Origin of the sequence: Desulfosporosinus hippei DSM 8344 (assembly GCF_900100785.1) — a bacterium.
Taxonomy (GTDB): domain Bacteria; phylum Bacillota; class Desulfitobacteriia; order Desulfitobacteriales; family Desulfitobacteriaceae; genus Desulfosporosinus; species Desulfosporosinus hippei.
On sequence record NZ_FNCP01000027.1, the window covers coordinates 45,752 to 68,501 of the forward strand.

Sequence of the window (22,750 nt, forward strand, 5' to 3'; positions counted from 1 at the left end):
GACTTAGATTAGGTCTTTTTTGTGTTTCTGGGGCATTAAATATAATGTAATATTAAGAATATTTAAACTATTACTAGAGATTTTCCTTTACTTCAATTGGCTTACTCCTATATAATAATTACAAAATAAGTTTAAATGGGGGATAATCATGAGTGTCGGAGCCCATGCAGTCACAACCAGCGATTTTCCACGATGGGATAGAGAACTTTTGTTCCAAATATTGGATAGTATCCATGATGTTGTGCTCGTTATTGATTCCGATACAACGATTGTTTATGCAAATGAGGCTTATGCAAAAATTCTCGGGGTACCTGTGGCCAAAGTATTAGGACGGAGATTAGATAAAATTGAGCCAAAAGCAGCAGCTATAGAGATATTACATACAGGTAAGGCAACCAGTGGCAGAGACTACTTAGAATCTTTAGGTATCGATGTAGTAGGCAGTTCCTTCCCTTTATATAATGGAGAAGTAATTATTGGTTGTGTTTCAACATTCAAGAATATAACAGAAGTTGTTCAATTAAACCGTGAACTTCAACAAACAAAAGGTTTGGCCGATTATTTAAAAGAGCAGTTAGAACAATGGGAACACCTGCCCCTATCTTTTAAAGAATATGTAGGACAAAATAGAAATGTAAAAGAGACCTTAATCTTGGCTGCTAAGGTTGCCCGCACGGATAGTACCGTATTAATCCGTGGTGAAAGTGGTGTTGGTAAGGAAGTATTAGCTAGAGCGGTACATAATAGCAGCCGTCGTAAAGATAAACCTCTGATTAAAGTAAATTGTGCTGCAATCCCTGAAGATCTCATCGAGAGTGAACTATTTGGCTATGAAGATGGAGCTTTTACCGGGGCAAAAAAAGGAGGTAAACTTGGTAAATTTGAGCTGGCCCATGGCGGTACAATCTTTTTAGACGAAATTGGGGATATGAGCTATACAATGCAAGCGAAATTACTAAGAGTCTTGCAAGAGAAAGAGTTTGAAAGAGTCGGGGGAACTAAAACTATCAAGGTAGATATTCGGGTGATCGCGGCCACCAACCGAGATTTGGAAAGTATGATTAAACAAGGTACTTTTCGACGAGATCTATATTATCGCTTAAATATTGTTCCCCTTAATCTAAATCCTTTACGAGAACGCAAAGATGACATCTTAGCTCTCGCTAAAACATTTTTGGATCAGTTTGCCCGTGAGGTTGGGCATGAATTAACTCTCTCTCCCCAGGTTGTTGGTTTTTTCCAAGAGTATGACTGGCCGGGCAACATTCGAGAGTTGCAGAATGTTTTAGAGCACGCAAGTATAGTGTGCAGTGGCCTGACAATAGAGATGTATCATCTGCCAGGTCAAATATTACCAACGCATGAGGAGCAATTAAAACAGAAGAAACCTTCTTCGGTTAAAGAAATTGTTGCTTCCGTTGAAAAAGAACTAATCCTCTCAGCCTTAGTAACTCATAAAAACAACCGTACGAAGGCAATGAAGGCTCTGGGCTATTCAAGGAGAGTATTTTACGATAAGTTACACAGATATGGTATAGACTAACAATGATTTGTGCGTTTTGCGCACGGTTTTAAAATCGAGAATTAAGCTTTGTACCAATTTCCATACAGATTGTAAACCTCCAGTCAGGCAAATTTGCTTGACTGGAGGTTTATTTTACACTTGGCAGAAATAACTTGATAGTGCTGGTTTTTTTATGGGTAACTTTTCCCTGTTATAAGTAACGAGGAACCCGACTAGTGCTGGTTTTACTACTAGGTAAGGATTCTAGCGCTAATGTCTCTATTATTCAAATTTGACCAATTTAGGAGTTTGTTAAAATAAGTTTCTAATCAGGCATGATTTTTGCTAGTCTTGAATGCTGAGTCAGTATTCAGAAAATTTAAAGAAGTCTATTCTTGTAGGGAGGTAATGAAATGGCTTATGAAACAATCCTTGTAGAAATAGAGGACGGGATTGCAATGCTTACGCTTAATCGTCCTGCGGTACTTAATGCTCTTAATGATCAAGTTTTCAGCGAACTGGCAGAAGCCGCTGCGAAGATTGGGAATGACCCCTCGGTAAGGGTAATGATTATTACCGGTGGTGAGAAGGTGTTTGCAGCCGGTGCGGATATTGGGCAGATGGCTTCTGCTACCGCAGTTGAAGTGACAATTAGTGACAGACCTTCCCATCGAGCCCTCCAGATCATTGAAAATATGCCTCAGCCTGTCATTGCTGCCATTGCAGGATATGCTTTGGGAGGCGGGTGTGAACTGACCCTGGTAGCGGATGTGCGCATAGCAGCGGACAACGCCCAGTTTGGCTTGCCGGAAATAAAGCTGGGCATTCTGCCGGGAGCAGGAGGAACCCAGCGTTTACCTCGTTTAATTGGTGCTGGTAGAGCAAAAGAACTTATATTCAGCGGGGATTTTATCAAAGCTGAAGAGGCCTTACGCATAGGTCTAGTCAATAAAGTCGTGCCTGCTGATCTGTTATTCTCTGAAGCTAAGAAAATGGCCAAGCGATTTGCTGATCGAGGGGCTGTGGCTTTACGTATGGCTAAATCCTCCGTGAATGAGGGGCTTAGAATGGATCTTGAAGCAGGGCTGCAGTATGAACATAAGTGTTTCAGCCTTCTTTTTGCAACTGAGGATCAAAAAGAAGGGATGAAAGCTTTTTTGGAAAAGAGACCGGCAAAATTTCTGGGCCGTTAGGAATCTATGAAGGAATACTTAATGGGTTAGATTGTTTAGAAAATCCTGTCGATTTTAAAACTAACCATGAATTGAAAGGGGTTTGAATATGAGGACTAGAGCTCAGTATATTGAGAGATTAGGAAAGATGAACAACAACCTCTATTGCAATGGACAGAAAATGGATAGGCTTGATGAGCGTCAAGAAGGAACGATTAATGTTATGGGCTTAACCTTTGATGCAGCTTGGGATCCGGCTAGTAAGGAACTATGTACTGTGACATCTCATCTTACCGGAGAAATTATTAATCGGTTTAACCATATTCATCAGAGCGTAGAGGATCTGCACAAAAAGCAAGATATGACTAGATTTATGTGTAATAAGGTGGGGCAGTGTATTCAAAGGTGTATGGGAATAGATGCTGCAAATGCCATTAATGCAGTTTCATACGAAGCACAAAAGTCACCAAAAGCTAAAACTGCTTATCACGATAACTGGCTTAAATGGCTGGAAAGGTTTCAGAGGGAGGATCTAGTCGCAAGCTGCGCCCAGACAGACGTTAAAGGTGCACGTCTTAAACGACCGGCAGAACAGGATGATCCTGACATGTATGTGCACGTGGTGGAAGAAAGGAGCGACGGCATCATAGTTCGTGGTTCTAAAGTTCACATCTCTGAAGCCTCCATCTCTGATGAAATCCTGGTTGTTCCTAATCGGGCTCTCAAAAAGGGTGAAGAAGCTTATGCCTTGGCTTTTGCTGTACCATCTGACTACGAAGGAATAAAGCAGGTTGTTCATATACACAATCCTCGTAAGCGTGACCATTATGAGAGGGGAATTGAGTATGGCTATACCGATTCTTATATCATCTTTGAGGATTGTTTCATTCCTTGGGAAAGAGTTTTCCTATGTGGGGAAGTTCAGCACGGAGGTATTGCTGCTCTTTTGTTTGCCTTGTTCCATAGGCATTCCTACTCCGGATGTAAGCCGGCCATGCTCGATTATGTCATCGGTCTGAGCGGTCTGGCAGCAGAAATTAATGGTATTGAGAATACGCCCCATGTGCGTGAGATGTTATCGAAACTAATCATGACAGGTGAACTGGGTTATGCAGCAGGTTATACTGCTTCTGATTTAGGTAAGCCTGAAGTCTATATTCCAGGTGTTGGAGTTATGAAGTATGGGCCCGGCGGCTATATTCCCAATTCAATCTATGCCAACGTAGGCAGGTGTCTAACCGGAGAGGCAGTTTTCCATGAGCAAGAAATTCTCTGCAATATTGCTGGTGGTATGCCGGCAACCTTCCCTTATGAAAAAGACCTTGCAAATCCAGAAACTAAACAATTGTTGGAAAAATACCTGAACAGAAATCCAAAAATCCCCATTGAGGATCAAATCAAGTATTGGCTGAATTTTGTTGACTTTGGACTTTCCAGTTTTTCTGGGCCTACTCAATATGGTGCTTATCATGGCGGTGGATCGCCAATTATGGAGCAGATTGCCATTACATCCCAATATGATCTTGAATCAAAAAAGGATATTGTGCGGGCAATTGCAGGTATGTCAGCAAGGCCTACAAAAAAATAACCGTAAGAAGATGTATTCTTATACGAAAGATTTCAGAATTTTATCAAGAAATGTAGTAATTAATGGCTAAACAGAGAGGATGGTTGCCATGGCTAGTAATTTCCTTTTTAGCAATCGGGATCATAAATTTATCATCAAAGAGTGGCTGGATGGAGGGAAAATTCTAGGCTTAAAACGCTTTCAGGACTATCTGAGTATTGAGGATGTCGATGGAATTCTCGATCAGTCTTTAAAAGTGTGCAAAGAGGTTGTCGCTCCTACAAACGATGATGGGGACACAATAGGAGCAATTTTCAAGGATGGAAAAGTATCTGTTCCGCCATCCTTTCATAAGGCCTACAAATATATCCAAGAAAACGGGTGGGGGGCCAGCAATAGTGACGTAGAAGGAGAGGGTGCACTTCCGGAGATCCTTAACCAAGCTGTACGGGAGTTTATTATTGCTTCTAACCCGTCAATGTCCCCCTATATCGGCTTGAGTGGTGGTATTGGTTCGGTGATTAAAGCCTTTGGATCACCGGAACAGATTGCCCTTTATACGCCAAAAATGTTCCAGGGGATTTGGGAAGGAACTATGTGTTTAACTGAACCCGGTGGGGGTTCTGATGTTGGAGATATGACCTCAAAAGCTTATGCGACAGAGAATCCCCTAATTTATAAGATGAAAGGCACAAAGTGTTTTATTACCGGCGGAGATCACGATCTGACTGAAAACATCATTCATTTAGTATTAGCTCGGGTCGATGGAGCGGCACCTGGCACAAAAGGTTTGTCCTTATTCATTGTACCCAAGATCTGGGTTAATGAAGACGGAAGTTTGGGAGAGTCCAACGACGTTTCTACAGTTGGAATTGAACACAAAATGGGTCTTAAGGGATCTTCGACGGCAGTGCTTAGTTTTGGAGAAGAAGGTCAATGTCGGGGTGTGTTATTAGGAAGCGCACCTGATGAGAGAGGTTTTGGACAGGGCATGGCCCAGATGTTTAAGATGATCAATGGATCACGGTTAGATACAGGACACAGCGCCCTGGCAGTGGCAACTGTAGCCTACAATAATTCCGTACATTATGCTAAAGAACGTGTTCAGGGTCGACCCATTCACAATCCCAAAGGGGATAGAGTTCCGATCATTCAACATGAAGATATCCGTCGTATGTTGCTGACTCAAAAGGCAACCTTGGAAGCAATGAGAGCGATGATTTTTCAAGGCTACTTCTTTCAGGATTTAATTGAATTTGGGGATGATCCTGCTGATGTAGCTAAGGCAAAACGTTTCATTGAAGTTATAACACCTCTTGTTAAAGCCTACTGCTCTGACCAAGGTTGGTTGATGATTACCGAAGCCATTCAGGTTTTAGGAGGGTACGGCTTCACAGAGGAGTATCCGGTGGCTCGTCAAGCAAGGGACGTCAAGATCTATTCAATCTGGGAAGGAACCAATTTCATTCAATCCATGGACTTAGTGGCACGCAAATGGAATTTGGATAAAGGAACCATCTTCAAAGAATGGATTATGGAAATAGCTGAGTTTGTGCAGGTGAACCAGAATCATGAAACCTTTGCCCGGGAGTTCCAGGTGCTGGGCAAAGCATTGTTGGCATATCAAGACTTGTTAGGTACAGTGTTAGGCTACTTCAAAGAAAATATCAGACTTGTTCCTTTGTACAGTACAAGAATTCTTAGGATTACTGCGGAACTGTATAGCGGTTATTTACTCATACAACAGGCAATTGTGGCGCAGACAAAACTAAACCAAGGCAATGAGGATAAAGACTTCTACCAAGGGAAAGTACAGAGTGCCAGATTTTATATCCTAAATATTTTGCCTGATGTCATGGCGACTGTGAAGATTATTAAGGAAGCAGATACTTCGGCTATTGATATTCCGGAAGGGGCATTTTAACTGTTCGGGGTTTTTCGGTTCTAGTCCTCAGGCAACATGTGAGAAGACAGTGTCTTCGGGTGACAGTCAAGTTTTCTTTAGGAGGGTAACAATGAGAATAGAGAATGTTAAGAAAATATGTGTCATTGGCGCAGGAAATATGGGGCATCAAATAGCTTTGAGTGCAGCATTAGCTGGCTTTAAGGTCATCTGTACGGATATTAGCCTCCAAATGCTTGAAAAAGCCGAAGAATTTGCCCGCACCTATTTGCCGGAGCGAGTTAGCAAAGGCAAATTAACTCAACAAACGGCAGACCAAGGATTGTCCAATATTTCCTTTACCCAAAGCCTTGAAGAGGCAGCGGGAGATGCAGATTTTGTCATTGAGGCTGCTGTGGAAATGATTAATGTAAAGCGCAAGCTCTTTGCAGACTTAGACAGGATTACACCTCCTCAAGCTATTTTGGCAACCAATAGTTCTTTTATTGTTAGTTCTAAGATAGCAGATGCCACGAAACGGCCAGATAAAGTATGCAATATGCATTTTTTCAATCCTGCCCTTGTCATGAAGCTTGTTGAGGTAGTGCAAGGCCCACATACTTCTACGGAAACTGCGCAGGTAACAATGGATTTATGCGAAAAGATGGGCAAGAATGGTGTTTTACTCAAGAAGGAGATCTACGGATTTTTAGTTAATCGAATCCTTGCAGCACTTCACCATGAGGCTCAGTTTCTGGCTGATATGGGGATTGCCACACCTGAGGAGATTGATGTGGCAGTAACCAATGCCTTAGGTCATCCCATGGGCCCTTTCCGTTTGCTGGATTTCACGGGCATAGACCTAGCTTATTATATCGGTATGGAAAGGTATCAAGAGACTCAAGATCCTAAAGATAAGCCTTCGCCGTTAATTGTAGAGAAGTTTGCTAAGGGAGAATGGGGTAGGAAGACGAAAAAAGGTTTTTACGCTTATGAGTGAACTCCGCCATCTCACCAATCAATCTTTCAAAGGAGAAGGTAGTTTCAATGATCAAAAAAGCAGTTTCACTTGTTAAAGTAAAGGATGTTTATGAATCTCTTCAAGAATGTCTGAGATTGTGCGATGGACTTGCTGGTCTAAATACGAATGATAAGATCCTAATTAAACCGAACATCGTCAGTTGGGACTTTGATTTGCCTTTTCCTCCTTACGGTGTCATTACCACTAGTGCAGTGATGGGTGCTTTAGTTCGTATTTTGGCGGAGCATGGTTTTAATGATTTGACAATTGGTGAAGGTGCAGTTCTTACGTCAAAGCCGCAGGGAGATGCTGTTTATGACAGGATTGGATATAAAAAGTTACAAGAACGTTTCGGTGTTAAACTTGTGGACTTTAACCAAGCAGAATTTACAACTGTAGACTACGGAGAAGGTTTAATACTTGATATGGCCAAATCTGCTTTGGAAGCAGACAAAATTATTAACGTACCGGTTTTAAAAACTCACAATATAGCAAAAGTGTCTTTGGGCATCAAAAATCTCAAAGGGTGCCTCAATAAGAAGTCAAAACAGACTTGTCATGGTGTGGGTGATAAGGAACTAAGCAGCATGTTTCCTCGAATTATTGAAAAGTTACCCGTCGCCTTGACTATAATAGATGGCCTTTATACCTTAGAAAAAGGTCCCGGACCAACTGGAAAGGCGTTTAGAAAAGATCTCTTGATAGCGTCTCGTGATCCTTTTGCTTGTGATCTTGTAGGGTCGGCTGTCTTAGGTTATGAAGCGAAGGAGGTGATCCATCTAACCAATTATGCCCAACGTCACGGCTATAGTTTAGAACTGGCAGATTATGAGGTCAGAGGGGAAAGTGTTAAAGATCATCAGGAATATGTTGACTATGATTGGGAATGGTCAGAAAATGACACCGGGCCCATCGGATTTCAAAAAAGGGGAATAACTGGACTGTCAATTCGCAAGTATGACAGCAGTTTGTGCACAGGCTGTTCAGTTCAGTACAATCCAATGTTGATACTTTTAGGATCAGCCTTTAAGGGCGAGCCTTTCCCTAATGTAGAGCTAGTCAGCGGCAAGCAGAAGCTCGCCTCCAGCGGTTTTGACAAGACAGTTCTCTTTGGCAAGTGCGCTTGTCACTTGAATAAAGAGAATCCCAATATTAAGAAGGCTATCCCACTTTGGGGGTGTCCGCCTGATTTAGAAAAGTTCGTTGAGGCCTTGGATGAAGAGGGGATTAGGTGCGACTATAAAGAGTATGTGCGTTTTCGGCACTACTTAATAGGTCGTTACAAAGAGGCGGATGGTTTTAAAATTGGGGATTGGTCAATTGAATAATTATGAAACCATTAAATAGGAGGTAAAAAGTACCAGGAAACTCAAGAAATGAGAGGAGGATTTAAATGCAGATTCATAAAGTTGCGGTAATAGGATCAGGTGTTATGGGAAGTACAATTGCAGCACTTTTGGCTAATGCCGGGATTCCAAGCCTGTTACTGGATATTGTACCATCTAAGCTTTCAGCAAAGGAAGAGGCTGCAGGATTGACCCTTGAAGACCCTAAGGTTCGAAATAGCATTGCCGAAGGGAATAAAGGCAAGCTGATAAAAATGAATCCCGCTCCACTTTTAGTGCCAGAGTTTGCAGATCGTATAGAGGTAGGAAACTTGAGCGATGATTTAGGACGCTTAAATGAAGTAGATTGGGTCATTGAAGTTGTGGTCGAGCGCCTCGATATAAAGATTGATCTATTCCAAAAGATTGCTGAGATTGTTCGGCCGGGGACTATTGTTAGTTCAAATACTTCAGGGATTTCCCTAAAAGCAATGGTTGAGGGGCTGCCAGCGAGCTTTACTAATTATTTCTTGGGAACCCATTTCTTTAATCCGCCACGTTATATGAAACTACTGGAGATCATACCTGGCCCCAATACTGATCCTGAGGTTGTCAAATTCGTTGTCGAGTTTGGAGAACGTGTCTTAGGCAAAGGAGTGGTTATGTGCAAGGATACCCCTAACTTTATTGCCAATCGGATCGGTGCTATAGGTTCACCGGTAATACTTAAGGAAATGCTCCGAACAGGATTAACTGTAGAGGAAGTCGATGCCTTAACTGGACCGGTTATGGGTCGTCCAAAGAGTGCCTCATTCCGCACCATAGACCTTGTTGGGTTGGATACCTTTATTCATTCAAACAATAATGTTGCTGAAGGCGTGCCTGGCGAAAAAGACAGTTTCATACTGCCGGAGTTTATTCATACTATGTTGAAAAATGGTTGGTTAGGGGATAAGACCAAGCAGGGTTTTTACAAAAAGACTAAAGGGCCACAAGGTAAAGTCATCGAAGTCTTGGACATTAATACTTTGACCTATGGCCCACAGAAGAAGGTTCAATTTGCTTCCTTAGAAAAGGCAAAACAGGCTAAAGGGTTGCAGGAAAAGCTTCGTACCTTAGTTAATGGTGACGATGTGGGAGCAGAGTTTGCTTGGAATGTGTTGAAAGCATCCCTGCTTTATGCTGCTACCATCGTCAAGGATATTGCCGAGGATATTACTGCCATCGATCAAGCCATGAGGTGGGGTTATAACTGGGAAATGGGTCCCTTTGAATTGTGGGATGCCTTGGGAGTTAAAGCAATTGCTGATCGTATCCTAGCCGAAGGCGGCACCATTCCACCCCTTGTGGAAGAACTACTTTCTAAAGGATATACAAGTTTCTATCAAAAGACTGAAGACGGACAGACAGCCTATTATGGGGATGGGAATTATCATCAAAAAACCGTAAGCCCTTATGCCTTTTCCTTTAAGCAAGCTCATAAAGCTTGTAAGGTTATTATGGGGAACGCCGGAGCAAGCTTAATTGATCTTGAAGATGGAGTCGCTTGCTTAGAATTTCACTCCCCTAACAATTCTATTGGTGAAGATATCGTAACCATGATCCAAAAATCACTTCAAGAAGTTGAAAAGAATTACCTGGGTATGGTTATCGGAAATCAAGGAAAGAACTTCTGCGTGGGTGCAAACCTGATGCTCATTCTAATGGAAGCGGAAGAAGAGAATTGGGATCAAATTGACTTAATGATTCGTGCTTTACAGGATCAGACGATGGCTTTGAAATATGCTAAGAAACCTGTTGTTGCGGCTCCTTTTGGCATGACACTTGGTGGCGGCGCAGAAATTTGCTTGCATACTCACGCTATTCAAGCCTCTTCAGAAACCTATATGGGACTCGTGGAAATGGGGGTTGGCTTAATCCCCGGCGGCGGTGGGACCAAAGAAATGGCTGTAAGAGCAATGGAAGGTATTCTTCCTGGTATTCAAGTGGCGCCAGATTATTTCTTTGCTAAGCGGTTTGAAGCAATTGCTATGGCCCAAGTTTCAACAAGTGCCGAAAAAGCCCGGCAGCTGGGTTACTTGCGTGATCATGATCGTTATAGCATGAATTCTGAACATATCATTTTAGATGCTAAGGCCCGAGTGATTGATTTGGCACGAAACTTCAGGCCGAATCTGCCGAAGAAGGTTAAAATTGCTGGTTCCGGTGTTCGTGGTACTTTGGAACTGGGCTTATATGGCATGCGCCAAGGAAACTATATCTCGGATTATGACCAACATATGGGTGAAAAACTTGCTTATGCTATGACCGGTGGGGATCGACCTGCGGGAATGCTCGTTGATGAGCAATATCTCTTGGATCTTGAACGAGAAGCCTTTATGAGCTTACTAGGCGAAGCGAAGACTCAAGATCGTATTCGTCATATGCTCGCCAAAGGCAAGCCATTACGGAATTAGGGGGGAGAAGAATGCAAGAAGCCTTTATTGTACAAGCTAAACGAACTGCTATTGCAAAATCGGGGAAAGGATCCTTGGCCCAAGTCAGACCCGACGATTTAGGCGCTTATGTTATCCAAGACATCCTTAAAAGTGTTCCGGCTCTTGACACCAAAGACATTGAAGACCTTGTTATTGGTTGTTCCTTTCCCGAAGCAGAACAGGGAATGAACGTTGCCAGGATTATGGCTTTGCGCACAGGTCTCCCAATTGATGTGTGCGGAGTAACGATTAATCGCTTTTGCTCATCAGGGCTGCAGGCTATTTCCATGGCAGCAGACCGAATTCGTTTGGGTGAAGCAGATGTTATGATTGGCGGAGGGATTGAGAGCATGTCGATGGTTCCCATGGGTGGCGCCAAACCTGCTCCGAATCCATATATGCTTGTAAACTGCCCTGAAGCATATATTTCCATGGGCATTACTGCTGAGAATGTAGCGGTAAGGTATGAAGTGAGCCGTGAACAACAAGATGAGTTTGCCGCCGGAAGCCATAAGAAAGCCTGGGCTGCTCAAACCAGTGGGCGCTTTGATGATGAGATTGTGCCTGTTCCATTGCCAACATGGGGAAAACCGGGAGAAAAATGGTTTGGCAAAGATGAGGGGATACGCTCGGAAACCACGGTTGAGTCTTTGGCAAAATTAAGACCTGCTTTCAAGGCCGGTGGCTCAGTCACGGCTGGAAATTCTTCTCAGACCAGTGATGGAGCGGCAATGACTCTTTTAATGTCGGAACAGAAAGTTAAGGATTTAGGCATAACCCCTTTGGCTGTCTGGCGTGGATTTGCCATGGCAGGTGTGGAACCGGAGCTTATGGGTATTGGCCCGATTAAGGCTATTCCTAAAGTTCTAAAACAAGTTGGTTTGACCTTGGATCAAATTGATTTGTTCGAACTGAATGAAGCTTTTGCGTCTCAATCACTGGCAATCTTAAAGACTCTGGGGATAGACCCAGCAAAAGTAAATGTCAATGGAGGGGCGATTGCTTTTGGGCATCCCCTCGGTTGTACTGGTGCTAAGCTTACCGCAACGCTGTTAAGTGAAATGACTAAGCGGAAGCTGAAATATGGTATGGTGACCATGTGTATCGGTGGCGGCATGGGGGCTGCGGGGGTTTACGAGTTACTATAGGGTCTGTGTGAAAGTAAGGGGCCAATTGGGGTCTTGTGAAAGTAAGGGGCAAAATTGCCCTGTTCACACACGTTACGTTCACTGGCTCGTTGGATGCTGAAGGAATTGCGCCAACCTCTGGGGCGCTCGCAGGAGTGAACCTGGGCGCAATTGGCCTTCAGCATCGGTGCTCGCTGTAGCGTGAACTTCACTAAAGTGTTCACTGTGCAATTGGCCCCTTAATTTCTTAGAGGAGATATTTTTTTTGAACAAATATATCAGAAAATTCTATAAATTATTTGTTTCATAGCATTATTATTTAAATTAAGCCTTAATTAAGTGATTACCCAAAATATTTCTAAGGATGAACAAAGAAATTTAAGGAGGTAGTCAGCATGGGTGAACGTATGCGCAAAGAGTGGCCTGGTGATTTAGACCCTAAGTTAAACTATTCCAAGGGTCAGAAACCTTTACACGAGTATTTGAGAGATAATGCCCGCATGAACCCTGAGAAGGTTGCTATCATTTGGTATGGGCGGGAGATTACTTATAAGGAATTAGATGATCTTAGCGAGGGGTTTGCGACTTATTTATCAAAATCCGGAGTTAAGAAAGGGGAGAATGTTGCTCTTTTTCTTTCTAATAGTCCTCAGTACTTCATTGCGCACTACGGTATCCAGAAAATCGGGGCGGTTGTTGGCCCTTGCAGTCCATTATTTAAGGAGTGGGAGTTGGAGTATCAATTAAATGATATGCAGGCCAAGGTGATTGTTGCTGTTGACAGCGTATATGATGTTATAGCAAAGGTTCAATCCAAGACTAAAATCGAGCAAATCATTCTTACCAGTTATAGTGATTTTCTCCCTGAGAAACCGACGCTAAATGTCCCGGAAGAGTTTTCTCAACCTAAACCAGTCATATCAGGAGTTCGTGATATGCTGACGGTTATTAAAAGCGTGGAAGCTTTAAATTCTGTCGTAGAAATTGATATGGAAGATGTTAGTCTGTTAATTTATACTTCTGGCACGACTGGTAAGCCAAAAGGAGCCATGCTTACGTATAAAAATACACTCTTTAAGGCCGCTGCAGTGTCTCAAAGCAGCTCAATTATGGCGGAAGATGTCCTACTGACGGTGGTACCCCTTTATCATATCGCGGGAATGTTACTGGGGGTCAACTGCCCTATATATGCAAATGCCAGCATCGTGCTCCTATATCGATTTGACCCAATTGCTGTTTTACAAGCAATTGATTTGTATAAATGTACTTGGTGGTATAGTGTAGCCCCAATGAATATTGCGGTAATGCAGGTGAAGAATGCCGGAGTGTATGATTTCTCTTCGCTGAAAACATGTCGAGCTACAAGCTTCGGAATTACCCTAAATCAGGAGATCGCACAGAAGTGGGCTGAGTTTACCGGAGGATGTGGACTATGCGAAGGAGCCTATGGTTTAAGCGAAACTCACACTGCCGATACATTTATGCCATCTAAAGCGGTAAAGTGGGGAACTCAAGGGATTCCAAACTATGAAACCAAGATAAAAATTATTGATCCGGAAACCGGCAAGGAAAGACCATCAGGAGAAATGGGGGAGATAGTCATCTCTAACCCAGGTGTATTTAAGGGCTATTGGAATAAGCCTGAAGAAACAACTCAGACCTTGAGTAATGGATGGGTAAACACCGGAGATATGGGGATATTAGATGAAGACAATTATCTTACCTTTTGTGGGCGGTTCAAAGAAATGATCAAGGTAAGTGGATATAGTGTGTTTCCTGAAGAAGTTGAAGCTATGTTAATCAGATATGAAGGGATTGTCCAAGTAGCTGTTACTGGAATTTCTGATGCTCAAAAAGGAGAAGTTGTCAAAGTTTATGTGGTAGTTAAACCTGACCAGCGTGCAAATATTACCGCTGAAAAAATTATTGAGTGGGCAAAACAAAAAATGGCACCCTATAAGGTGCCCCGACTCGTAGAATTTAGAGAATCCCTGCCGGCTACAGGAGCAGGAAAAGTCTTGCGGAGACTGTTAAAAGATGAGTAGTCTGATTTTGAACACTTCCCTGGAAAAAAACGCAAAATACACCGAACACCCTTCAAGGGTGTCCGGTGTAGGGATGTAGATTGCCCACTAAATCTCTTATACACACGAGTTTGATCGTTTTTACTGGTTCCGATCCTATTTCACACACATCAAAAAACACCTCTACCGTATAGTATAATTATACCATTGGATAGAGGTATTTCTGCTTTTGTCTATATACCTTAATAATACATGAAAAACGCCATGCCATCAGTGTTTTGCCCTGGATCACCAGTAGTGCTGCGCACATGGTAAACTTGACCACCGAATGATCTCGATTGATTATCAACGATATAAGCATAATCATAGTTTCCGGGATTAACCCAACCCATAAATGTATAAGTGTGGGAGTATCCTTTAGTGAAAACAATATCACCTGGCTTTAGATTGCCAATGTCCGTATCTTTTTTAAAACCTAGTTTTGAGAGCAAATTACTAAATTGAATGGTATTAGCCATAGAATTGCTAATATTAAAGCCTATTCTTCTCAAGGCTTCAGCTTGAAAATAAACACAGTTATTGGTGGTTATTCCGCCATGAAGTGCTAAAGCCCTGTTGTGAACAGATACCTGATTATCTAAATTCAGCATATAGTAATACAGATTATATTCTACGGATGAATGAAAACTGCTATAAGGATAGTTATATTTGTAAGTGTTAATGTTGAACCAATAGTTTTTATTAGGTAACAGATTGACAGGTAAGCCGCCAAAATTCAACCTAGAGTCAACCTTGGTGATATTAAATAGCGGCGATTGGCTTTTGCCATTTAACAGGTTAACCACATTATTAATGACTTCATCAGGTACAACTACCGACCCGCCCAGAGCGGTAACGTTTGGGGTTGCACCATTTTTATAGAGCTGTGATAAATACATAGCAATACTATCAGGTACCAATGGTGTGGAGGGGTCAATTAGTAGAATGGGGTCGCCATTTAAAGCCGCTAGTACTGTACCTGATAAGGCATCAGGATAGTTTAATCCTGACGCAACGTAGATTGTCTTTGGGTTCGTAGCTAATTGGCCATATGCTAATGAAGCTGTATCGAATCTAGTTTGTCCTGCGAATCGTGTGATTTTTGAATTAGGGGAAATCGATTTAATCTCATTTTCCACGGAGACTGATACAACCGCAGTTCCGCCAGCGATATAAATGTTCTTTGGTTCATTGTTTGTTAGGTATTCTTGTGCCCCTTTTGGTAAGCCATTGGTTTGCGTCAATAGAATAGGTGAATTGGTTTGACTAGCAAAACTGGAAATAGCTAACGCATCGGGGAAATTTTGACCGCTGGCTATATAAACAGTATCACTCGTCGAGTTTAACTCGTTTACAATTAACTCATTTGTGTCGTACAGGTCTGAGCCACCCAGTCGTTTTATTTGATAACCTTGACTAGAAAGCACGCTATCAAAATCGCTCCCTATTGCGCTAGTACCGCCGGTTATATATACCGTGCCTTGCGGTTGCAGATGGGCTTGAATATAATCTAGGGCTGCTTTAGATGTTTGGGTATTACGATCAACCAATAAGATTGGAGCACTTAATTCATGGGCTAAGACACTGGCTGACAAAGCATCGGGAAAATCATTGCCGGAAGCCAGTACAACATTGCTAACCGTTTGATTAGAAAACTGATTCGCGATGGCAGTTGAAGTTTCGTATCGATCTGAACCAGAAAGGCGAGGATTAATGCTGATACTAGCCAGAGATAAAGTTGCTGTTGTTGCGATAAAAGTTGCCACTAATATGGGTACAATAGCTAAACTAATAAATTTACGATGCTTCATCTCGGCCTCCTTTTTTCTTTAGTACATCGATGAAGTGCTTCAATGTGAAATTATTTGCCCTTTTTCGCACAGGGTTCTTCAAGTTTACCATAAACTTGGACGTTTCTAACCTCGTAATTTTTTCCATCCTATCGGCATTATAAGAGAATAAAAATGCCAAAAGTCATTGACTTGTCTTTTTAACTTCTTGGCAAAGCAAAATAACCTAGCAGGGATTTTATCCTGGCTAGGCTATAAGAAGTTCACGCTATAATTGATTTTCTATAATCTATTTGAATAGTTAAGACATGGAAAAGGGAAACTATACAATCGATTCGTAAAGTATACAGGATTCTTTGCTGATTTTATGGTCAATCCATGTTATAAACGGTTGAATCGTAAGGGTTCTTATGTTAAGTTTAAACAAACACACAAAGATGAATAATGTAGAGCAAAGGCGCTCAAAGAGAAAATTGTACTTCGGGTTGAGGTACATTCTTTTAGAGTCGCTTTTTTGCTTTATATATTTAAATTCGCAACGAAGGGTGAGTAATATGCAAAGTTATGGTTTGCCAATGAAACAAGGGCTTTACGATCCAGCATTAGAGCATGATGCATGTGGAATGGGATTCGTTGTGAATATCAAGGGCGAAAAGTCTCATGGCATTATAGATGAGGCCTTAACTGTATTGGAAAACTTAAGCCACAGAGGGGCAAGCGGGGCGGATGAAAACACAGGTGATGGAGCCGGAATACTGATTCAAATACCTCACGATTTCTTCCAAAGAGAATGTGAAGTTTTGAGTTTTAAAATGCCGGAAAAAGGCAGCTACGGCGTAGGTATGATTTTTGCACATAAGTATGATGATTTCAGAAAAACACAGATGGAGACCTTTGAAAGAATCGTTCAGGAAGAAGGCCAGAAGATCCTTGGCTGGAGAGAAGTTCCCATCGATAAATCAACCATTGGCGAAGGTGCAAAAACGGTAATGCCCAGATTTATTCAGGTTTTTATCGAAAAAGATCCTAGCATTACTGATGAGATGGACTTTGAAAGAAAGCTATATATTATCAGAAAAAGGGCCGAACAAGTCATCGTCCCCATGTGTGAAGATAAGGGGGGAACATTCTATGTTGCCAGCCTTTCCTGCAAAACAATTGTCTATAAGGGCATGCTCACAGCTGAGCAACTGAGAAACTTTTATCTCGATCTTTCCGATCTTGATTTCGTATCAGCTTTAGCAATGGTTCACTCAAGGTTCAGCACCAACACCTTCCCAAGCTGGGAGCGGGCTCATCCTAATAGATATATTGTTCATAATGGTGAGATTAATACCATTCGAGGCAATGTAAACTGGATGAAGGCTAGACAAAAGTGTATCGCTTCCCCGTTGTTTGATGACCTCGCAAAAGTCTATCCTATTGTGGACGAGTCGGGCAGTGACTCCGCCATGTTCGACAACAGTTTAGAATTTCTTCACCTAACCGGCAGGTCGCTGCCGCACTCCGTAATGATGATGATCCCTGAACCCTGGGAAAAGAATGAGCAAATGTCTAAAGAAAAGAAGGACTTTTATCAATTCCATGACTTTCTAATGGAGCCCTGGGATGGCCCTGCTGCCATGGGGTTTACCGACGGTGTGGTCATCGGTGGAGTACTAGACAGAAATGGACTCAGACCTTCTCGGTATTACGTTACAAAAGATGACAAAGTTGTCTTGGCCTCAGAGGTCGGGGTAATTGATATAAAACCTGAAAATGTAAAATATAAGGGCAGGCTGGAACCTGGCAAAATGCTGCTTATTGATACTCAAGCGCAAAGAATCATCTCAGATGAAGAGTTAAAGCAAAGTGTATCAATAATGCATCCTTACGAAGAATGGAACAACCGCCATATCGTCAAACTCAGCGGTCTGCCTGTTGAGAAAGCAAAGGAAGAGAAGGTGAGCGAAGACCTAATTAAGGAACAGAAGGCTTTTGGTTATACCTTTGAGGATATTACTATGACTATTCAGCCTATGGCGACCCAAGGGGTTGATCCTATAGGCGCGATGGGTATGGATTCACCATTAGCTGTATTATCCGAGAAACCCCAGATGTTGTATCTGTACTTTAAACAGCTCTTTGCTCAAGTTACTAATCCTCCTATTGACGGAATAAGAGAAGAAATAGTTACATCAAGCAGCGTTCTGCTGGGTGATACGGGAAACCTTCTTGATCCTGATCAAAGAAACTCAGCCAGTCTGTCCCTTGATTACCCCATACTAACTAATGAACAACTTGAAACCATTAAGCAGCTAAACAATGGCAGGCTCAAAGCTGCCACCCTTTCCATACTTTATAAGGCCTCGGAAGGGGTAAGCTCTATGGAAAAGGCTTTAGATAGAGTTTTCGCAGAAGCCGACAAGGCTATCAGTGAAGGTGCAAATATTATTATCCTCTCAGACCGGGGCGTTAATGAAGAGCTTGCAGCAATTCCTGCGCTTTTAGCATCTTCAGGACTTCATCACCATCTTATTAGACGAGAAATTCGAACCAATTTAGGAATCGTCTTAGAATCTGGTGAGCCGAGAGAAGTCCACCATTTCTGTACTCTAATTGGTTATGGGGTCACTGCAATCAACCCGTATTTGGCCTATGAAACAATTCAAGACCTTGCTGAAAAAGACGTATTAAACGGGCTTAGTTATGTAGAGGCTAAAAAGAATTATATAAAAGCTTCGGTAAAAGGGGTTCTTAAGGTACTCACAAAAATGGGGATTTCCACGATGAGAAGTTATCATGGTGCCCAAATCTTTGAGGCTGTAGGGCTTAAAAAGGAGCTTATTGACAAGTACTTCACTTTTACCCCCTCCAGACTAGAGGGCATAGGACTTGAAGAAATTGCCCAGGAAAATCAAATGCGTCACGAAAGCGCTTTCGATGAGAATTCACTCTACACTGATTCTCTTGAAGTAGGCGGACACTTCCAATGTAAGGATGATGGGGAAATCCATCTCTATAATCCTGAAACAATCTATATGCTTCAAAGGGCATGTCGGGAAGGAAACTACCACCTCTATAGAGAGTATTCTAAAAAGGTTAATGATGACGAACTCTACACCTTAAGAAATATTCTGGATTTTAAGGTTAATGCCGATGACATCATTCCTATTGAGGAAGTAGAGTCGGTTGATTCGATTGTCAAACGATTTAAGACCGGAGCTATGTCCTATGGATCTATCAGCAAGGAGGCCCATGAGTGTCTGGCTATTGCCATGAACAGGCTTGGTGGTAAAAGTAACTCCGGTGAAGGCGGAGAAGACAGCGAACGCTTTAAAGTAATGGCCAACGGAGATACAAAAAACAGTGCTATTAAGCAAGTTGCTTCCGGGCGATTTGGCGTTACCAGCAACTACTTGGTAAATGCCCAGGAGATTCAAATTAAGATGGCTCAGGGTGCCAAGCCGGGTGAGGGTGGACAGCTTCCGGGACGAAAGATTTACCCAAGCATAGCTAAGGTAAGGCATTCAACCCCAGGTGTAGACCTTATTTCACCTCCACCCCATCATGATATTTATTCTATCGAAGATTTGGCAGAGCTAATATATGACCTAAAAAACGCTAACAGGGATGCACGGATTAACGTTAAACTGGTTTCCGAAGTTGGAGTTGGAACCATCGCTGCAGGAGTAGCAAAAGGAAAAGCAGACGTCATTCTTATCAGTGGATATGACGGAGGAACCGGGGCCTCACCTAGAACAAGTATCAAGAACTCGGGACTTCCATGGGAACTGGGACTTGCCGAGACTCATCAGACCTTGGTTCTAAACAAGTTGAGAGACAGAGTAGTTGTCGAAACTGATGGCAAATTGCTTTCAGGCCGAGACGTAGTTATTGCGGCCATGCTTGGGGCTGAAGAGTACGGATTTGCAACAACACCGTTAATCGCCCTAGGCTGTGTGATGATGAGAGTTTGTAATCTAAACACATGCCCTGTAGGAATAGCCACTCAAGATGAGACTTTGAGGAAAAACTTCACAGGGAAACCAGAACATGTTGAAAACTTTATGCGATTTATTGCTCAGGAAATGCGTGAGCTTATGGCTAAGCTGGGCTTTAGAACCATCAATGAGATGGTTGGACGTTCGGATAAACTAAAAGCAAAAGAGAATGTAAAGCACTGGAAGGCTAAACACTTAGACCTATCCCAGATTCTTTATCAACCATATGCCGGCGCAGATATCAGTCGATTCAATACCCAGCCGCAGAACCATATGCTGGAACAAACAATGGATGTCAAAAAACTTCTGAGAATTTGTAAACCTGCTCTTGAAAATCAAACACCAATTCGGGCCAAACTCAAGATCAATAATGTTGACCGAGTTGTCGGCACAGTGATCGGAAGCGAAATTTCTAAGAGATACGCGGAAGCAGGACTTCCAGAAGATACAATTAAGCTTACCTTTGTGGGGTCAGCCGGACAAAGCTTTGGAGCATTCACTCCGAAAGGGTTGTCCCTCGAACTGGAAGGAGATTCTAACGACTATTTAGGAAAAGGTCTTTCAGGGGCCAAAATTTCGGTTTATCCTCCGAAAACTTCCGACTTTGAACCTGAGAAGAATATCTTGATCGGAAATGTTGCCTTCTACGGAGCAACTTCAGGGGAAGCTTATATCAATGGGATAGCAGGAGAAAGATTCTGTGTAAGGAACAGTGGGGTAAAAGCAGTCGTCGAAGGTGTAGGCGATCATGGCTGTGAATATATGACGGGAGGAAAAGTGGTTATTCTGGGCAAAACAGGAAGAAACTTTGCAGCCGGAATGTCTGGTGGAATAGCCTACCTTCTTGACTTTGACGAAGCATATTGCAACAAATCACTGGTTTTACTGGAGAAAATTGAGTCTGAAGAAGAAATGAATGAAATTCGGGAAATGATCCAAAAGCATGTCGAGAATACCGGCAGTCCTCTGGGCAAGAAGGTTCTGGAGAGCTGGAAAAGCTATTCACTAAGATTCACTAAGGTCATTCCAAAGGATTACAAACGTATGCTTGAGAACATTGATAAAGCTCATAAGGCCGGCTTAGAAGGTGAAGAGGCCTTACTGGTTGCCTTTAAAGAGAATTTTAAAGATGTTTCCAGGACTTAAGTGTGAGGTGGGACTGAAATGGGAAAAGCGACTGGATTCTTAGAGTATAAGAGAGTTAAACCGAAGAAACGTTCCCCAGAGGAAAGAATCAAAGACTGGAATGAGATAAGACTTTCACGGGATCCTGATGTTATAAAAACTCAGGGTGCACGATGTATGAACTGTGGAGTACCTTTCTGTCACGCTGGTGTGCTATTAAATGGCATGGCCTCGGGATGTCCTCTGCACAATTTAATTCCGGAGTGGAATGAACTGATATTTAAGGGTCAGTGGGAAGATGCTTATAAAAGGCTGACCAGAACCAGCCCTTTCCCGGAATTCACATCCAGAGTTTGCCCTGCACCCTGTGAAGGTGCCTGTACTGAAGGCTATATCATGGAGCCAGTTACCATCAACAGTCTTGAGTATGAGATCATTGAGAAAGCCTTTGCTGAAGGGTGGGTAAAGTCCCGAAAGGGTAAAGCCACAGGAAAGAGAATAGCAATTGTCGGTTCCGGTCCGGCAGGACTATCGGCCGCTTATTATTTAAATGCCGTGGGGCATGATGTAACTGTCTATGAGAGAAGCGACAGAGTCGGTGGTTTAATGATGTACGGGATTCCCAACATGAAGCTTGAGAAACAAATTGTTGAAAGACGGTTTGCGTTACTGAAGGAATCTGGAATTCAATTCGTTCTAAATACAGAAGTGGGTAAAGACATCAGTGCTCTGGAGTTGGTTGATCAGTATGATGCAGTAGTGTTGTGCGCTGGGGCAACCAAAGCACGAGGGCTTGACGTTGAAGGGAAAGACCTCAAAGGTGTTCACTTTGCCGTGGATTTTCTAAAGGCTAATACCAAGAGCCTCCTTGACTCAAATCTGCAAGATGGCAATTTCATTAGTGCTAAAGGAAAGAATGTTATTATTATCGGGGGAGGGGATACAGGGACGGACTGCGTAGCCACTTCGATACGGCATGGCTGTGAGAGCGTCTACCAGTTTGAGATCATGCCTGAACCACCCGCCGAGAGAAAAGAAGAGTCTAATCCATGGCCGGAATGGCCGAAGAAACTCAATGTGGACTATGGCCAGGAAGAAGCTATTAGCCTGTATGGAAAAGATCCCAGAAACTATCTTATTTCTACTAAAAAGATTGTCGGAAACGAGAATGGTGAGGTCAGTGAAGTACACACAGTAGAAATCAATTGGGTCAAGAGTCCCTCGGGAAGAATGGTGCCTCAGGAGGTTCCTGGAACCGAAAAGATTTGGAAAGCGGATCTGGTTCTCTTAGCCATGGGATTTCTAGGTCCGGAAGATACGATTGCTAATGAGCTCAAGCTTGACAGAGACCCCCAAAGTAATGTAAAAGCTGAATACGAGGTTTTTAAGACCAACGTCGATAAGGTATTCACCGCTGGCGATATGAGAAGAGGTCAGAGTCTCATCGTCTGGGCTCTGCAAGAAGGGAAGCTTTCTGCCCGGGAAGTTGATAAATACCTCATGGGTAAGAGTGTTATAAAGTAAGTTTGCAGAATGATAATTGGCAGAGGGCCCGCAACAACTGAATTTTTGTTGCGGGCCCTCTGTATGACCTTTTCGATATATGCGACACTCCTTGCTCCTGACTTTAGAAGTTAGAGGGGTGAAAAATAGCTGAATCGCTTGGAGCACAAGCGATTCGGCTATTTTAAAAATGTCCTATTATTTCAGGTTT

At 42.6% G+C, this 22,750-nt stretch carries 12 protein-coding genes; 11 read left to right on the plus strand and 1 reads right to left on the minus strand.

Features of this window, described 5'->3' with window-relative positions:
* Positions 1–148 precede the first annotated feature (148 nt).
* The 9 genes from BLS16_RS18795 to BLS16_RS18835 all read left to right on the plus strand — a co-directional run bounded on the left by BLS16_RS18795 (position 149) and on the right by BLS16_RS18835 (position 14,120).
* The gene (locus BLS16_RS18795) at positions 149–1,543 is read left to right on the plus strand and encodes a sigma-54 interaction domain-containing protein (RefSeq protein WP_092335194.1); all 1,395 of its coding nucleotides are present in this window, start codon (positions 149–151) and stop codon (positions 1,541–1,543) included.
* Between the two features lie 374 nt (positions 1,544–1,917).
* Positions 1,918–2,697, plus strand: a complete 780-nt coding sequence (locus tag BLS16_RS18800) for an enoyl-CoA hydratase/isomerase family protein (protein ID WP_092335195.1) — start codon at positions 1,918–1,920, stop codon at positions 2,695–2,697.
* 88 nt (positions 2,698–2,785) lie between these two features.
* Positions 2,786–4,264: a 4-hydroxyphenylacetate 3-hydroxylase family protein gene (locus tag BLS16_RS18805; protein ID WP_092335196.1), complete on the plus strand. Its 1,479-nt coding sequence runs from the start codon at positions 2,786–2,788 to the stop codon at positions 4,262–4,264.
* A gap of 88 nt (positions 4,265–4,352) precedes the next feature.
* Complete coding sequence (locus BLS16_RS18810) at positions 4,353–6,167, plus strand: acyl-CoA dehydrogenase family protein (RefSeq protein ID WP_092335197.1); 1,815 nt, start codon at positions 4,353–4,355, stop codon at positions 6,165–6,167.
* Between the two features lie 91 nt (positions 6,168–6,258).
* On the plus strand, positions 6,259–7,125 hold the full coding sequence (locus BLS16_RS18815; protein WP_092335198.1) for a 3-hydroxyacyl-CoA dehydrogenase family protein: 867 nt from the start codon (positions 6,259–6,261) through the stop codon (positions 7,123–7,125).
* 47 nt (positions 7,126–7,172) lie between these two features.
* Positions 7,173–8,474 (plus strand): DUF362 domain-containing protein, encoded by a 1,302-nt coding sequence (locus BLS16_RS18820; RefSeq protein ID WP_092335199.1) that lies wholly within the window; start codon positions 7,173–7,175, stop codon positions 8,472–8,474.
* Positions 8,475–8,539: 65 nt separating this feature from the next.
* Positions 8,540–10,927 (plus strand): 3-hydroxyacyl-CoA dehydrogenase/enoyl-CoA hydratase family protein, encoded by a 2,388-nt coding sequence (locus tag BLS16_RS18825; RefSeq protein ID WP_092335200.1) that lies wholly within the window; start codon positions 8,540–8,542, stop codon positions 10,925–10,927.
* An 11-nt stretch (positions 10,928–10,938) separates the two neighbouring features.
* Positions 10,939–12,096, plus strand: coding sequence for an acetyl-CoA C-acyltransferase (locus BLS16_RS18830; RefSeq protein WP_092335201.1), 1,158 nt, complete (start codon positions 10,939–10,941; stop codon positions 12,094–12,096).
* A gap of 374 nt (positions 12,097–12,470) precedes the next feature.
* Positions 12,471–14,120 (plus strand): AMP-binding protein, encoded by a 1,650-nt coding sequence (locus tag BLS16_RS18835; RefSeq protein ID WP_207649776.1) that lies wholly within the window; start codon positions 12,471–12,473, stop codon positions 14,118–14,120.
* 221 nt (positions 14,121–14,341) lie between these two features.
* Here BLS16_RS18835 and BLS16_RS18840 read toward each other — a convergent pair whose 3' ends face one another.
* Entirely contained in the window at positions 14,342–15,949 is a 1,608-nt protein-coding gene (locus BLS16_RS18840; RefSeq protein WP_092335202.1) for a cell wall-binding repeat-containing protein, read from the minus strand.
* A gap of 533 nt (positions 15,950–16,482) precedes the next feature.
* Between BLS16_RS18840 and gltB the strand changes: the two genes are divergently transcribed.
* The gene (gltB, locus tag BLS16_RS18845) at positions 16,483–21,057 is read left to right on the plus strand and encodes a glutamate synthase large subunit (RefSeq protein ID WP_092335203.1); all 4,575 of its coding nucleotides are present in this window, start codon (positions 16,483–16,485) and stop codon (positions 21,055–21,057) included.
* A gap of 18 nt (positions 21,058–21,075) precedes the next feature.
* Complete coding sequence (locus tag BLS16_RS18850; RefSeq protein WP_092335204.1) at positions 21,076–22,560, plus strand: glutamate synthase subunit beta; 1,485 nt, start codon at positions 21,076–21,078, stop codon at positions 22,558–22,560.
* Positions 22,561–22,750 lie beyond the last annotated feature (190 nt).

Coding starts and splice junctions, on each gene's coding strand:
- BLS16_RS18850 (WP_092335204.1), top strand. CDS start 21,076: ATGGGAAAAGCGACTGGATTCTTAGAGTATAAGAGAGTTAAACCGAAG.
- gltB (WP_092335203.1), top strand. CDS start 16,483: ATGCAAAGTTATGGTTTGCCAATGAAACAAGGGCTTTACGATCCAGCA.
- BLS16_RS18820 (WP_092335199.1), top strand. CDS start 7,173: ATGATCAAAAAAGCAGTTTCACTTGTTAAAGTAAAGGATGTTTATGAA.
- BLS16_RS18825 (WP_092335200.1), top strand. CDS start 8,540: ATGCAGATTCATAAAGTTGCGGTAATAGGATCAGGTGTTATGGGAAGT.
- BLS16_RS18810 (WP_092335197.1), top strand. CDS start 4,353: ATGGCTAGTAATTTCCTTTTTAGCAATCGGGATCATAAATTTATCATC.
- BLS16_RS18835 (WP_207649776.1), top strand. CDS start 12,471: ATGGGTGAACGTATGCGCAAAGAGTGGCCTGGTGATTTAGACCCTAAG.
- BLS16_RS18800 (WP_092335195.1), top strand. CDS start 1,918: ATGGCTTATGAAACAATCCTTGTAGAAATAGAGGACGGGATTGCAATG.
- BLS16_RS18830 (WP_092335201.1), top strand. CDS start 10,939: ATGCAAGAAGCCTTTATTGTACAAGCTAAACGAACTGCTATTGCAAAA.
- BLS16_RS18805 (WP_092335196.1), top strand. CDS start 2,786: ATGAGGACTAGAGCTCAGTATATTGAGAGATTAGGAAAGATGAACAAC.
- BLS16_RS18795 (WP_092335194.1), top strand. CDS start 149: ATGAGTGTCGGAGCCCATGCAGTCACAACCAGCGATTTTCCACGATGG.
- BLS16_RS18815 (WP_092335198.1), top strand. CDS start 6,259: ATGAGAATAGAGAATGTTAAGAAAATATGTGTCATTGGCGCAGGAAAT.
- BLS16_RS18840 (WP_092335202.1), bottom strand. CDS start 15,949: ATGAAGCATCGTAAATTTATTAGTTTAGCTATTGTACCCATATTAGTG.